Here is a 12,545-nt window from a genome sequence, read left to right as displayed (position 1 = left end):
AAGATTGATTTAAGGAACGATAAAGAAAAAACAATTTTTTGGAGAAAAAATGACTGAATACAAAAACATCATCGTAACCGGTGGCGCTGGTTTCATCGGTTCAAACTTCGTACACTATGTCTACAACAACCATCCAGACGTGCATGTGACTGTCCTTGACAAACTCACTTACGCAGGTAACCGTGCCAACATCGAAGAAATCCTTGGGGACCGTGTTGAATTGGTTGTGGGTGACATTGCTGACGCAGCATTGGTTGACCAACTGGCTGCTAAGGCTGATGCGATCGTTCACTATGCGGCTGAAAGCCACAATGACAATTCATTGAATGACCCATCACCATTTATCCACACAAACTTCATTGGTACCTACACACTCTTGGAAGCTGCTCGTAAATACGATATTCGTTTCCACCACGTGTCAACAGACGAAGTGTATGGAGACCTTCCATTGCGAGAAGATCTTCCTGGACATGGGGAAGGTCCTGGTGAAAAATTCACTGCAGAAACCAAATACAACCCATCATCCCCTTATTCATCAACCAAGGCTGCTTCAGACTTGATCGTGAAGGCTTGGGTTCGTTCCTTCGGTGTTAAGGCAACCATTTCAAACTGTTCAAACAACTATGGACCATACCAACACATCGAAAAGTTCATCCCACGTCAAATTACCAATATCTTGTCTGGTATCAAACCAAAACTTTATGGTGAAGGCAAGAACGTCCGTGACTGGATCCACACCAACGACCACTCAACTGGTGTTTGGGCTATCCTTACTAAAGGCCGTATCGGTGAAACTTACTTGATCGGTGCCGATGGTGAAAAGAACAACAAAGAAGTGCTTGAGTTGATCCTTGAAAAAATGGGACAACCAAAAGATGCCTACGACCGTGTAACAGACCGTGCGGGTCACGATTTGCGTTACGCCATCGATTCAACAAAATTGCGTGAAGAATTAGGTTGGGAACCACAATTCACCAACTTCGAAGCAGGTTTGGAAGAAACCATTAAGTGGTATACAGATAACCAAGACTGGTGGAAAGCCGAAAAAGAAGCTGTTGAAGCTAACTACGCGAAAACACAAGAAGTTCTCAAGTAAAAACAAGCCTCTATCGATCAGGATTTCTGGTCGACAGAGGCTTTTCTATATTTTTAAAATAGACTATACTGTTTTTTAGAATGCATACAAACTTTTTTTGCATAAAATAACTAGTTAATTTTTTTAAAAAAAGTGATGTCTAATGGTTCGATTCATTTATGTAGTTATAAAACTTTCCGCTGTGAGAAAAGTGCTTGAAACAATAGTATTTCAAGCACTCGGGAGTTTTGGAACCTTAGGTCCAAAACTAAGTCATGGAACTTCTTCGAAGTTCGCTGACGTCTGTACTCACCTAAGGAAAGTTTTTTTAAAAGTACTCTTTTCTATAATAAAAAGACCAAATGGTCTTTTTATTAATTAGCAGATGATTCGGTATCTGTAGCAGATGGTGTTGTGTCTGCAGGAGCTTCACTGACACTGGTTTCTACCTGTGATGAATCTGTTTGTTCAGAGCTTGCTTCCGATGCTTGGTTGCTGCTAGCACTGGTATCTGTTCCCGTAGCACTTGAATCAGTAGCAGATCCATCCTTTTCATGGACAACAACAACGCTAGTGGAGCCATCTTTTTTCTCCTCTGTCTTAGTCGTTGGTTTCATGATACTGTAAATGGTAAATGAAGTAACGATAATCCCGAGGAGACTAGCAATCGTTGCGACAATCATCTGGAATAAAGAAAGGCTCTGTTTCACTTTTTCGCTTCTAGATGGTCTGTTGCTGTCTTGGTGTTTTTCTTTTCGTGAGTATTGTGACATAATCTGTTTCCTCTTCATTTCAATTTTTGTTCTTTTATGTGAACACTTTAGTCATTATACGTTATTTTTATGAAAATGTCTAAAAAGAAATGAAAGAGGTTATTAAAATTTCAAATTGCTTTCAAATTGGACACTTTGAGTCTCGCTTGCCTCAGAGGACGTTTCAAAGTTTGCCTGTCCTTTTTCAGAGACTGAAATTGGTTGGTTTGTTTGACTAGGCTGGCTGATGATTTCATGGTTACTAAAACTAGAGGAGTCATTAGGAGAGATAAACTGGCCATTCGCCTGAATCTCTATCTTGTTTGGATCCGGGATAGAGTAGTCAATCTTACCCTTGAATTCCTTGGTTTTTGAAATCACTTTTACATCTTTGACGCGGATGATACGACGGAACCAGCCATTATATTCGACCAAGCATTTGAATTCGATGTGGCTATCGGATTCACCAGGGATTGGTTGGATAAGGCTCATTTCGCGGAGGCTGCCTTCATCTTCCCTAAAGTAAGGTGGCTTCTCCAAGGGCTGCTGTAGGTCACACTGTCCTTTACCGTGACAGGCTAGTTGGGCAGAAGGGAGGGCAAATGGAAGTGGTGGTAGGACAGCGAGCAGTCCTCCAAGAGCAAGGCTTCCAGCTAGGGCAATGCAAAGATAAATCGGTCGTTTCATGCTTGTCTCCTTGTATCTTCAATCCGTTCCAGTTCTGGAATTGAGTAGGTCATAAAAAACAACAGGGAATCTTGTAAGCGTTTTACAAAAATCTCCATCTTCATCATAAGCTATTTTGAGAAATTTACAAGTTTTCTGTCTGAAACTAGGAACAAAATGAAGCCTGCCAAATCCTTGTCCCTCCAACCTATAAATGTTACAATAAGATGATTGAAAATTGACTAGGAGAGAGTGGAAGATGATTTACTTTGATAATTCAGCAACAACCAAACCTTATCCCGAGGCCTTGGCTACCTACACGGAAGTCGCAAGCAAAATTTGGGGCAATCCATCTAGCTTGCACAACCTGGGAAGTCAAGCGACCCGGATCTTGGAGGCATCCCGCAAGCAGATTGCTTCCCTCCTAGGAAAGAAAGCAGAAGAAATCTATTTCACTTCAGGTGGGACTGAAGGGGACAACTGGGCTATCAAAGGAGTTGCTCTTGAAAAAGCTCCTTATGGAAAGCATATTATTGTCTCAGCTATTGAGCATCCGGCTGTGAAGGAATCAGCCCTTTGGCTACAAGGTCAGGGGTTTGAGGTGGATATTGCTCCAGTCGATGCGCATGGCTTTGTCCAAGTAGAAGAGCTGGAAAAACTCTTGCGTCCGGATACAACACTCGTTTCGATCATGGCTGTCAATAATGAAGTGGGTTCTATCCAGCCGATTCAAGCTATTGCAGACCTATTGGCGGATCGTCCGACCATCACTTTCCATGTCGATGGGGTTCAGGCGCTGGCTAAGGTTTCAACCGCTCTATATCTGCCAGAACGGGTGGATCTAGCGACCTTCTCCAGTCACAAGTTCCATGGACTTCGTGGGGTTGGTTTCCTCTATCTCAAAGAAGGCAAAAAGATCAGTCCCCTCTTAACAGGTGGCGGACAAGAAAAGGACCTTCGTTCGACGACTGAGAACTTAGCTGGAATTGCTGCGACTGCCAAGGCCTTGCGCTTGGCGATGGAGCGTCAAGAGGACTTTGAGCACAAGTGCCATCAGTTAAAAGAAGTCATTCGTGAGGAATTAGCCCACTACCCAGATGTGACTGTCTTCTCTGGAGATGAGGGCTTTGCGCCTCATATCTTAACTTTCGGTATTAAGGGAGTGCGAGGAGAAGTCATCGTCCATGCATTTGAAGAGTATGAGATTTATATTTCGACAACCTCTGCCTGCTCTTCCAAGGCTGGTAAACCTGCTGGAACCTTGATTGCCATGGGAGTAGACAAGGCTCTGGCGCAAACAGCTGTCCGTCTCAGTCTAGATCTCGAAAATGATATGAGTCAAGTCGAGCAATTTTTGACCAAGTTCAAACTAATCTATGAAAAGACGAGAAAGGTGCGTTAAGGAAAAGAAAAGGAAGTAACTATGCCATTAACTTATTCAGAAATTATGATCCGCTACGGGGAGCTTTCTACTAAAGGAAAGAACCGGATGCGCTTCATCAATAAATTGCGCAATAATATCTCAGATGTTTTGTCCATTTACCCAGCTGTCAAAGTGACAGCCGATCGGGACCGGGCTCATGCTTATCTAAATGGAACGGATTACGAACCAGTGGCTGAATCTCTTAAACAGGTCTTTGGGATTCAAAACTTTTCACCAGTCTACAAGATTGAAAAATCTGTCCCAGCCTTGATTTCAGCCGTTCAAGAAATCATGCAGGAAATCTACCAGGAAGGGATGACCTTCAAGATTTCCAGCAGACGGAGTGACCACTCTTTTGAACTCGATAGCCGCGAACTCAATCAAACCTTGGGTGGAGCTGTCTTTGAAGCGATCCCAAGTATCCAAGCCCAAATGAAAAAACCGGATATCAACCTCCAAGTAGAGATCCGGGAAGAAGCAGCCTATATCTCATACGAAACCATTAAGGGAGCAGGTGGTTTACCGGTTGGAACTTCTGGAAAAGGCATGCTCATGCTATCTGGAGGGATTGACTCTCCAGTAGCTGGTTACCTAGCTTTGAAGCGGGGGGTGGATATCGAAGCGGTTCACTTTGCTAGCCCACCTTATACTAGCCCAGGAGCTCTTAAAAAAGCCCACGATTTAACTCGTAAGTTAACCAAGTTTGGCGGCAATATCCAATTTATCGAAGTGCCTTTTACAGAGATCCAAGAGGAGATCAAGGCTAAGGCGCCGGAAGCTTATCTCATGACCTTGACCCGCCGCTTTATGATGCGGATCACTGATCGCATCCGTCAAATCCGTGGTGGCTTGGTCATCATTAATGGGGAAAGCCTCGGTCAGGTAGCTAGCCAAACGCTAGAGAGTATGCAGGCCATCAATGCAGTGACCAATACACCTGTCATCCGTCCAGTAGTGACCATGGATAAGTTGGAGATTATCGATATCGCCCAAGCCATCGATACCTTTGAAATCTCCATCCAACCTTTCGAAGATTGCTGTACCATCTTTGCGCCGGATCGTCCAAAGACCAACCCAAAACTCAAAAATGCGGAGCAGTATGAGCAACGTATGGATGTGGAAGCTTTGGTCGAGCGTGCCGTGGCAGGTATTATTGTGACGGAGATCACCCCTCAAGCTGAAGCGGATGAAGTCGATGAACTGATTGAGGATTTGTTATAAAAGATGACGGTAATCGGTTCTCACTAAGAGTCCTGACTACTGGCATGAGTTTGATAAAGAATAATAGCACCCTTGAAGCTAGATGCTCTGCTCTAGCTGCAAGGGTGCTTTTCTAATACATGGTGGACTTAATTTCGTCCTTCTTGGAGTGCTGCTTGAGCGACAGCTAGTCTAGCAGCAGGAACCCGGTAAGGAGAGCAGGAAACGTAGGTTACTTGAATGTCTTGGAAGAAGGAAATTGAAGAAGGATCTCCGCCAACTTCTCCACAGATCCCGATAGCGAGGTTTGGTTTTACCTGACGAGCCTTGCTGATAGCAATTCTCATTAATTCACCGACGCCATCCTTATCAATTTTTTGGAAAGGGTCGAAAGAAAGAATATCCTTATCCTTGTACTGGCCAATGAATTTTCCAATATCATCCCGAGAGAAGCCATAGGTCATCTGAGTTAAGTCATTTGTGCCAAAGCTGAAGAAATCAGCCTCTTGAGCCAGTTTATCTGCGGTTAGGCAGGCGCGGGGCAGTTCAATCATGGTACCAATTTCATAAGGGAATGGTTTTTGACCATGCTGCTCGAAAAGATGTTCAATATGCTGAATGAGATACTCTTTGATACATTCTAATTCTTTTTGATCAGCAATTAAAGGAACCATTATTTCTGGCTTGATCTTTTGTCCTTCTTGATGCAATTTGATGGCACTTCTAAATATAGCTTCTGTCTGCATCTTGTAGATTTCAGGTTTGGTTATACCGAGACGGCAACCCCGGTGTCCCAACATCGGATTACTTTCCTGTAGACTTTCAATGCGCTCGGCAAGTTTTTCAGGAGATTTTTTTAGTTTGCTTGCTAATAATGCAATTTCTTGGGAATCCTTCGGTAGGAATTCATGCATGGGTGGATCGAGCAGGCGGACAATCATTGGTTTATCTTGGACGGTTTGGAACATTTGGTAGAAATCTTCTTCTTGGAATTCTAGAAGCTTATTGAGGGCTTCTTTTGTTTCCTCTTCGGTATCCGCTAAGATGAGGCGACGCATTTCGAGAATCCGTTCTTGTCCAAAGAACATGTGTTCCGTACGGGCCAGTCCGACTCCTTTGGCCCCAAAATTCATAGCGGTTGTCAAATCTTTGACGGTTTCTGCATTGGCGCGGACTTGAAGGATGGCGACTTCATCTGCCCAAGCAAGCAAGCGCTGGAGGTCTTGGTTATTTTCTACTAGGACAGTTGGAAGTTCGCCGCGATAAATGCGGCCAGAATAGCCGTCGACGGAAATCAGATCTCCCTCCCTTAGGACTAAACTGCCACAGGAAAGGCTTTTATTTTCTTCACTGATGGTCAATTCTCCGCAACCAGCGACACAGCAAGTTCCCATGCCACGCGCTACAACAGCAGCGTGAGAAGTCATTCCCCCTTGGCTGGTGACAATGGCTTGGCTGACAATCATCCCTTCAATATCTTCAGGAGAAGTTTCTTGTCGAACAAGGATGACTTTTTTCCCTTCTTGATAGATTTCTTTAGCTCGGTCGGCAGTAAAGACGATTTGGCCAGTAGCTGCACCTGGGCTGGCTGGTAGGCCTTGAGCTAAGAATGGTGCTTTCTCTAAGGCCACTTCCTCAAAGACAGGATGGATTAGTTGACTGATGGAAGCAGGAGCAACCCTGAGGAGAGCTTCTTCCTTACTAATCAGACCTTGGTCTACCATATCTAGAGCAATCTTTAAAGAAGCTTTGGCTGTTCGTTTTCCATTTCTGGTTTGGAGGATGTAGAGCTTGCCTTTCTCAATGGTAAATTCAATATCCTGCATATCCTTATAATGGTTTTCAAGGATCTTGGCATAGTCTCTGAAAGCTTGATAGGTTTCGGGTTGGATCTCTTTTAAGGTTGCAATCGGCTCGGGCGTACGGATGCCAGCGACGACATCTTCCCCTTGAGCATTTAGCAAAAATTCACCAAAAAGTTCCTCCTCCCCAGTTGCAGGGTTTCTAGTGAAGCAAACCCCTGTCCCACTGGCTTGGTCACTATTTCCAAAGACCATGGCCTGGACATTGACAGCTGTACCTAAATCATGAGGGATCTGATGAAGCTCCCGGTAAATTCTAGCCCGCTTGTTATTCCAGGATTTAAAGACTGCTTGGATGGCAGCATAAAGTTGCTCATTCGGGTTCTCAGGAAATTGCTTCTTGTGCGTAGAGTAGAGAGCTTTATAGTGTTGGATCAATTCTTGTTGCTGGGCCAGGTCAAAATCATGTACCTTTTTATTCTGTTTTTGTTCAAATGCTGCTAGTTGGTCATCAAAAAGTCCCTTATCAATACCATAGACCACATCAGCAAACATCTGGAGTAGACGGCGATAGCAGTTGTAGGCGAAATCAAGATTGGTTTCTTTGGCCAGTAATTGAGTCCGTTGATCATTGAGACCAAGATTGAGGATGGTGTCCATCATTCCTGGCATGGAAAACTTGGCCCCGCTACGCACAGAGACTAAGAGCAAGTGAGGATCCTCTCCACTAAAATATTTATCCGTCTTTATCTCCAATAGAGCAAGCGCTTTCAAAACCTCCTCTTTTAAAGTGGAATCAAAGAAATCAGGGTTATCGAGATATTTGATACAACTTTGAGTCGTGATGGTGAAGCCAGGAGGGACAGGTAAGCCCAAATTGCTCATCTCTGCCAGATTGGCCCCTTTTCCACCTAGGAGATCTTTGTCATTTGCGCTTCCTTCTTCGAAGGAATAAATCCATTTTGTCATATAAGCCTCCAAAAAAACTAAATATGTGTCACAATTAAGACAAAATCATTGTAATATACATCACATATATTTGTCAAATAAAACATGCATCTTTTTTTGTTGACTATTTAGATCATTCTGCTATAATATTCAGTAAAAATGATGATTATTTAAAAGTGGAGGTTGGATATACTACCAATATTTCATTGGGTATGTCTTATATAACCATCGTAGAGATAGAAATAGAAAGGCTAGGAAATTTTGAAATTAAGTGAACGTCAAAAGAAAATAGTTGAAATTGTAAAATTGCATCAGCCCTTAAGCGGAGAGAAGATTTCTGAGTTATTGGATATTTCAAGAGCGACCCTTCGCCCGGATTTGTCCTTTCTGACCTTGGTTGGCATTTTGAAAGCTACACCAAAAATTGGTTATACCTACTCTGGATTAGATCTCGAAACGCTTTTCTTTTTTGATACTTTTCAAAAAGAAGTGGTAGAGATTATGACCTCTCCAGTTTTAGTCACCCATGATTCCTATATTCAGGATGCTATTATCACCCTATTTATGTATGATGCTGATGTCCTCTATGTTATCGATGAAGGCAAGCTCTTACTGGGAATTATGTCCCGTAAAGATTTATTGAGGGCATCTCTTAATTCGAGTATCCAGACGACCCCTGTAGCAGTTTGTATGACTCGAATGCCACATATCATTACCTGTACTAAAGATATGAACATCTTAGAAGCGGCTGCCCTACTGCAAGATCATGCCATCGATTCCTTACCGGTAGTCGATGAGGAGAATGACCGAAAAATTGTGGGAACGGTGACCAAATCAGCCTTGCTCGATTACATTATCCTACAAGCAAGAAATGCTGAACTGAAGAGTGAAGAGGAATAAATATGAAAAAAGAGATCATTGTATATAGTATTTCAGATTCTTTGGGTGGGACTTCCCAAAAATTATTGTCAGCAGTTACCGCACAATATCCAGATATCATTTTTAATAATAGTTATCGTTTTCCTTTTATCAATCAAGAAGAGGAACTCTTGGATATCTTATATGATGCCTTGAAGGATAATGCACTTGTCATCAGCACTTTGGTCAATAGTCAGTTAGCATCAGTAGCTAGAGAATTTAGCCAAAAAAATGGTTTGGCTTATTTGGATCTCATGCATCCATTTTTTGAAATTATCGAAGAAAAGACTGGTACCAGACCAATAGAAGTTCCAGGAACCTTGCACCGCTTGGACAGTGATTATTTTAAGAAAATATCAGCCATTGAATTTGCTGTGAAATATGATGACGGTAAGGCACCCCAGGGGTTTTTAGAAGCCGATTTGGTCCTGCTTGGTGTTTCCCGTACCTCAAAAACTCCCCTGAGTATTTACCTGGCCAATAAGGGCTACAAGGTTGCAAATCTACCTTTGATCCCAGAAGTTCCTTTACCTCAGGTCCTAGATAAGGTTGATTCTCATCGCTTGATTGGGCTGATCTGTGAACCTGAAAAATTAATGAAAGTTCGAAGCCATCGCTTAGATTCTTTAGGATTAACGCAAGAAACAAGTTATACGGATTTAGAAAAAATCTATCAAGAATTGGATTATTCCAAGAAGGTCTTTAAACAATTTGGTGCTCAAGTCATCAATATGACGGATAAATCGATTGAAGAGACAGCTTTCCTAATTGAGGAGCAAGTAAAGAAGATGAACTGATTTTTGAATCAGCGTAGATGGGGTTGTAAATAGAGAATTCTTGGAGGGTTGATATGGAGCAATATAAGCGTATTTTACTAGAGAAATTTGATTCTCGTCAAAAAGTCATTACTGAATTGACTAATCTTGAGGCTATTTTAAACCTACCAAAAGGGACAGAGCTCTACATTAGTGATATTCATGGAGAATTTGCAGCTTTTGATTATATTTTGAGGAGTTGTGCTGGAATTTTAAATGAGAAAATCAATGACTGTTTTGTAGCTTCCTTGACACAAGAGGAAAAGAATACGCTGTCAGCTCTAGTATCTTATCCAGAACGGGTTTTGGAACAAGTGAATAAGGAGAAAGAGTGGTATAAATCAACGATTTCTCAGCTCTTAACTCTATTGAGTTTTGTGGCAGCTAAATATAGTCGTTCCAAACTTAGAAAGGCCTTGCCCCAGGAATATGCCTATATCATAGAAGAACTGATCTATAGTGATCTTACGCTAGCTGATAAACATTCTTATTTCCATACTATCTTAAGTTATGTTATTGAACTAAGAGAAGCGGATCCTTTTATCTTGGGAATTGCCAGCAGTATCCGTCGCTTATTGATTGATCACCTGCATGTGGTAGGAGATATTTTTGATAGGGGGGCTGCTAGTGCTCAGGTAATGGATGAGCTCCTTCAGTTTCATTCTTTAGATATTCAATGGGGCAATCACGATATCATTTGGATGGGAGCTTTCTTTGGATCCAAGGCCTGTTTATTGAATGTATTGCGCATTGCAGCACGTTATGGTTACTTGTGGGATATTGAAAAAGCTTATGGCTTAAACATTCGATCCTTAACCTTATTTGCGGATAAAACCTATAAAGCCAATCCTAAGTTTAGACCCATCCTGGGGACAAGAGCGGAGGAATTTACAGCCGAAGAAATATTACAGCTGGAAAAGGTCCATCAAGCGCTAGCCATTCTCCAATTTAAGATAGAAACTCAATTGATGAAGAGACGCCCAGAATTTCAGATGGACAATCAAATCCTGCTGGATAACATTGATTATTGGAAGAATACAATTACTATTGACGGGAAGAGCTATTCCTTGCAAAATACCTGCTTCCAAACCATAGATCGGGCAAATCCTTCTGAATTAAGTGTAGAGGAAGATCAAATAGTGGATAGCATGCTGGCTTCCTTCCAAGGATCTCCCAAAATGGCTAAACATATGGAACTGTTAATGAAAAAAGGTTCCATGTATAAGGTTTACAACCACCACCTTCTTTTTCATGGCTGTATTCCCTTGAAACCTTCTGGGGACTTTCAACCTCTAGTTCTTCATCAAGCCCAGTATGCTGGGAAAGAATTACTAGACTTTTTCGAATATCATATTCGACTTGCAGCAAAAAACAAAGAAGTTGGGGATGACCTTTCAACGGATTTAGTGTGGTATTGCTGGAGAGGGCCATTTTCTCCCCTCTTTGGGAAGAATAAGATGACGACCTTTGAACGGTATTTTATTGAGGAGCCAGAAACGCATAAAGAAGTAGAAAATGAGTATTTTAGCTACCGCAATTCAAAAAAGATTTGCCAATTTATTTTAGAGGAGTTTGGTCTTGAAACCAATCTATCTCGTATTGTGAATGGACATACACCGGTTAAAACAGGAAAAGGGGAATCTCCCATTCGAGGGGAAGGACTGCTCTTTGTCATTGATGGGGGGCTTTGCGAAGCTTATCAAAAGAAGACAGGTACAGCAGGCTATTCACTCCTTAATAATTCCTATGGTTTTCAACTGGTGACCCATCAGCCCTTCCAAGATATTCAAAAGGTTGTAGATTCTCCATTTGAGCAAACTTCCTTGAAGAAGGTGATTGAAGACCTGGAGAATCGGACCCTCATCCAATCAACCACCATTGGTCAGAACTTACTAGAACAACAGCAGTTACTGATCCAATTGCTCCATGAATTTTATGATGGTTGACATCATTCACCAAAGGAACAAACAAAAGAACAGAAAAGAATCCTAAATAGCTTTTTTATAAAGATAGCCAAGAGCCTTAAGTAGCCATTTAATTTTTTTAAACACTTAAAAGAATTTTTAAAAGAAAATCCGTTTTCAAGGGACAAAAATACTTGTCTTTGTCTGATAGAAGTGATATACTTAGAGAGTTGACTATGCACATGCCTGTGCAACCGCTCGATCATCGTCGCTCATCCTTTGAGCTTAAGTGGTTCGTCCCACGATGCTAGGCGAGTCTTCACAAAATACGGGGAAACCCAAAAATACATAGGAGGTGCATAATGAGCACATACGCAATCATTAAAACTGGCGGAAAACAAGTTAAAGTTGAAGTTGGTCAAGCAGTCTACGTTGAAAAATTGAACGTTGAAGCTGGTCAAGAAGTTACATTTAACGAAGTTGTTCTTGTTGGTGGTGAAAACACTGTTGTCGGAACTCCACTTGTTTCAGGAGCTACTGTTGTTGGAACTGTTGAAAAACAAGGAAAACAAAAGAAAGTTGTTACTTACAAGTACAAACCTAAAAAAGGTAGCCACCGTAAACAAGGTCACCGTCAACCTTACACTAAAGTTGTCATCAACGCAATCAACGCTTAATTTTTAGGAGAACACATGATACAAGCAGTCTTTGAACGAGCCGAAGATGGCGAGCTGAGGAGTGCAGAAATTACTGGTCACGCCGAAAGTGGCGAATACGGCTTAGATGTCGTGTGTGCATCGGTTTCTACGCTTGCCATTAACTTTGTCAACTCAGTTGAGAAATTTGCAGGCTATGAACCGGAACTAGAATTAAACGAAGAAGAGGGTGGCTTCATGCGGGTGACAATCCCGACAGACATTCCACCTCATCAAAGAGAAATGACCCAACTATTCTTTGAATCATTTTTCTTAGGGATGGCAAACTTATCGGAGAACTCATCGGAGTTCGTCCAAACAAGAGTTATCACAGAAAACTAACATGG

The 12,545-nt window shown here is 42.0% G+C and carries 11 protein-coding genes and 1 other annotated feature; of the genes, 8 read left to right on the top strand and 3 right to left on the bottom strand.

Annotated elements, in window-relative coordinates; genetic code table 11:
* The first annotated feature begins 49 nt into the window (after nt 1-49).
* Complete coding sequence (gene rfbB, locus HMPREF9421_RS07955; RefSeq protein ID WP_006596502.1) at nt 50-1,096, top strand: dTDP-glucose 4,6-dehydratase; 1,047 nt, start codon at nt 50-52, stop codon at nt 1,094-1,096.
* A 353-nt stretch (nt 1,097-1,449) separates the two neighbouring features.
* Here the strand turns inward: rfbB and HMPREF9421_RS07945 are convergent, their stop codons facing one another.
* Together HMPREF9421_RS07945 and HMPREF9421_RS07940 are read right to left on the bottom strand one after the other, a co-directional pair.
* Nucleotides 1,450-1,848 (bottom strand): DUF6556 family protein, encoded by a 399-nt coding sequence (locus HMPREF9421_RS07945; RefSeq protein ID WP_006597255.1) that lies wholly within the window; start codon nt 1,846-1,848, stop codon nt 1,450-1,452.
* Nucleotides 1,849-1,950: 102 nt separating this feature from the next.
* Complete coding sequence (locus HMPREF9421_RS07940; protein ID WP_006596499.1) at nt 1,951-2,514, bottom strand: hypothetical protein; 564 nt, start codon at nt 2,512-2,514, stop codon at nt 1,951-1,953.
* A 238-nt stretch (nt 2,515-2,752) separates the two neighbouring features.
* Between HMPREF9421_RS07940 and HMPREF9421_RS07935 the strand changes: the two genes are divergently transcribed.
* Both HMPREF9421_RS07935 and thiI read left to right on the top strand, forming a co-directional pair.
* Entirely contained in the window at nt 2,753-3,895 is a 1,143-nt protein-coding gene (locus HMPREF9421_RS07935) for a cysteine desulfurase family protein (RefSeq protein WP_006596498.1), read from the top strand.
* A 21-nt stretch (nt 3,896-3,916) separates the two neighbouring features.
* Nucleotides 3,917-5,137 (top strand): tRNA uracil 4-sulfurtransferase ThiI, encoded by a 1,221-nt coding sequence (thiI, locus tag HMPREF9421_RS07930; protein WP_006596497.1) that lies wholly within the window; start codon nt 3,917-3,919, stop codon nt 5,135-5,137.
* 128 nt (nt 5,138-5,265) lie between these two features.
* On the opposite strand, the gene ppdK is transcribed toward thiI, so the two are convergent.
* Entirely contained in the window at nt 5,266-7,887 is a 2,622-nt protein-coding gene (gene ppdK / locus HMPREF9421_RS07925) for a pyruvate, phosphate dikinase (RefSeq protein WP_006596496.1), read from the bottom strand.
* A 240-nt stretch (nt 7,888-8,127) separates the two neighbouring features.
* On the opposite strand from ppdK, the gene HMPREF9421_RS07920 reads away from it, so the two are divergent.
* The 5 genes from HMPREF9421_RS07920 (at nt 8,128) to HMPREF9421_RS07900 (ending at nt 12,540) form a co-directional block, all read left to right on the top strand.
* Complete coding sequence (locus HMPREF9421_RS07920; RefSeq protein WP_006596495.1) at nt 8,128-8,766, top strand: CBS domain-containing protein; 639 nt, start codon at nt 8,128-8,130, stop codon at nt 8,764-8,766.
* Between the two features lie 2 nt (nt 8,767-8,768).
* On the top strand, nt 8,769-9,581 hold the full coding sequence (locus HMPREF9421_RS07915) for a pyruvate, water dikinase regulatory protein (RefSeq protein WP_006596494.1): 813 nt from the start codon (nt 8,769-8,771) through the stop codon (nt 9,579-9,581).
* Nucleotides 9,582-9,634: 53 nt separating this feature from the next.
* Complete coding sequence (locus tag HMPREF9421_RS07910; protein ID WP_006596493.1) at nt 9,635-11,545, top strand: fructose-bisphosphatase class III; 1,911 nt, start codon at nt 9,635-9,637, stop codon at nt 11,543-11,545.
* Nucleotides 11,546-11,745: 200 nt separating this feature from the next.
* Nucleotides 11,746-11,832 (top strand) — a sequence feature (ribosomal protein L21 leader region).
* A 33-nt stretch (nt 11,833-11,865) separates the two neighbouring features.
* A complete protein-coding gene (gene rplU, locus HMPREF9421_RS07905) occupies nt 11,866-12,180 on the top strand; it encodes a 50S ribosomal protein L21 (protein WP_003007734.1) in 315 nt (104 codons plus the stop codon).
* Nucleotides 12,181-12,195: 15 nt separating this feature from the next.
* On the top strand, nt 12,196-12,540 hold the full coding sequence (locus HMPREF9421_RS07900) for a ribosomal-processing cysteine protease Prp (RefSeq protein ID WP_006596492.1): 345 nt from the start codon (nt 12,196-12,198) through the stop codon (nt 12,538-12,540).
* Nucleotides 12,541-12,545: the final 5 nt, after the last annotated feature.

It is taken from the genome of Streptococcus australis ATCC 700641 (genome assembly GCF_000186465.1).
Classification (GTDB): domain Bacteria; phylum Bacillota; class Bacilli; order Lactobacillales; family Streptococcaceae; genus Streptococcus; species Streptococcus australis.
The sequence above is the reverse complement of the archived record's forward strand: the minus strand, read 5'-3'. Positions and strand labels throughout refer to the sequence as shown.

Excerpts from the sequence above, each read along its gene's own strand:
- rfbB (WP_006596502.1), top strand. The coding sequence starts at position 50 with ATGACTGAATACAAAAACATCATCGTAACCGGTGGCGCTGGTTTCATC.
- HMPREF9421_RS07945 (WP_006597255.1), bottom strand. The coding sequence starts at position 1,848 with ATGTCACAATACTCACGAAAAGAAAAACACCAAGACAGCAACAGACCA.
- HMPREF9421_RS07940 (WP_006596499.1), bottom strand. The coding sequence starts at position 2,514 with ATGAAACGACCGATTTATCTTTGCATTGCCCTAGCTGGAAGCCTTGCT.
- HMPREF9421_RS07935 (WP_006596498.1), top strand. The coding sequence starts at position 2,753 with ATGATTTACTTTGATAATTCAGCAACAACCAAACCTTATCCCGAGGCC.
- thiI (WP_006596497.1), top strand. The coding sequence starts at position 3,917 with ATGCCATTAACTTATTCAGAAATTATGATCCGCTACGGGGAGCTTTCT.
- ppdK (WP_006596496.1), bottom strand. The coding sequence starts at position 7,887 with ATGACAAAATGGATTTATTCCTTCGAAGAAGGAAGCGCAAATGACAAA.
- HMPREF9421_RS07915 (WP_006596494.1), top strand. The coding sequence starts at position 8,769 with ATGAAAAAAGAGATCATTGTATATAGTATTTCAGATTCTTTGGGTGGG.
- HMPREF9421_RS07910 (WP_006596493.1), top strand. The coding sequence starts at position 9,635 with ATGGAGCAATATAAGCGTATTTTACTAGAGAAATTTGATTCTCGTCAA.
- rplU (WP_003007734.1), top strand. The coding sequence starts at position 11,866 with ATGAGCACATACGCAATCATTAAAACTGGCGGAAAACAAGTTAAAGTT.
- HMPREF9421_RS07900 (WP_006596492.1), top strand. The coding sequence starts at position 12,196 with ATGATACAAGCAGTCTTTGAACGAGCCGAAGATGGCGAGCTGAGGAGT.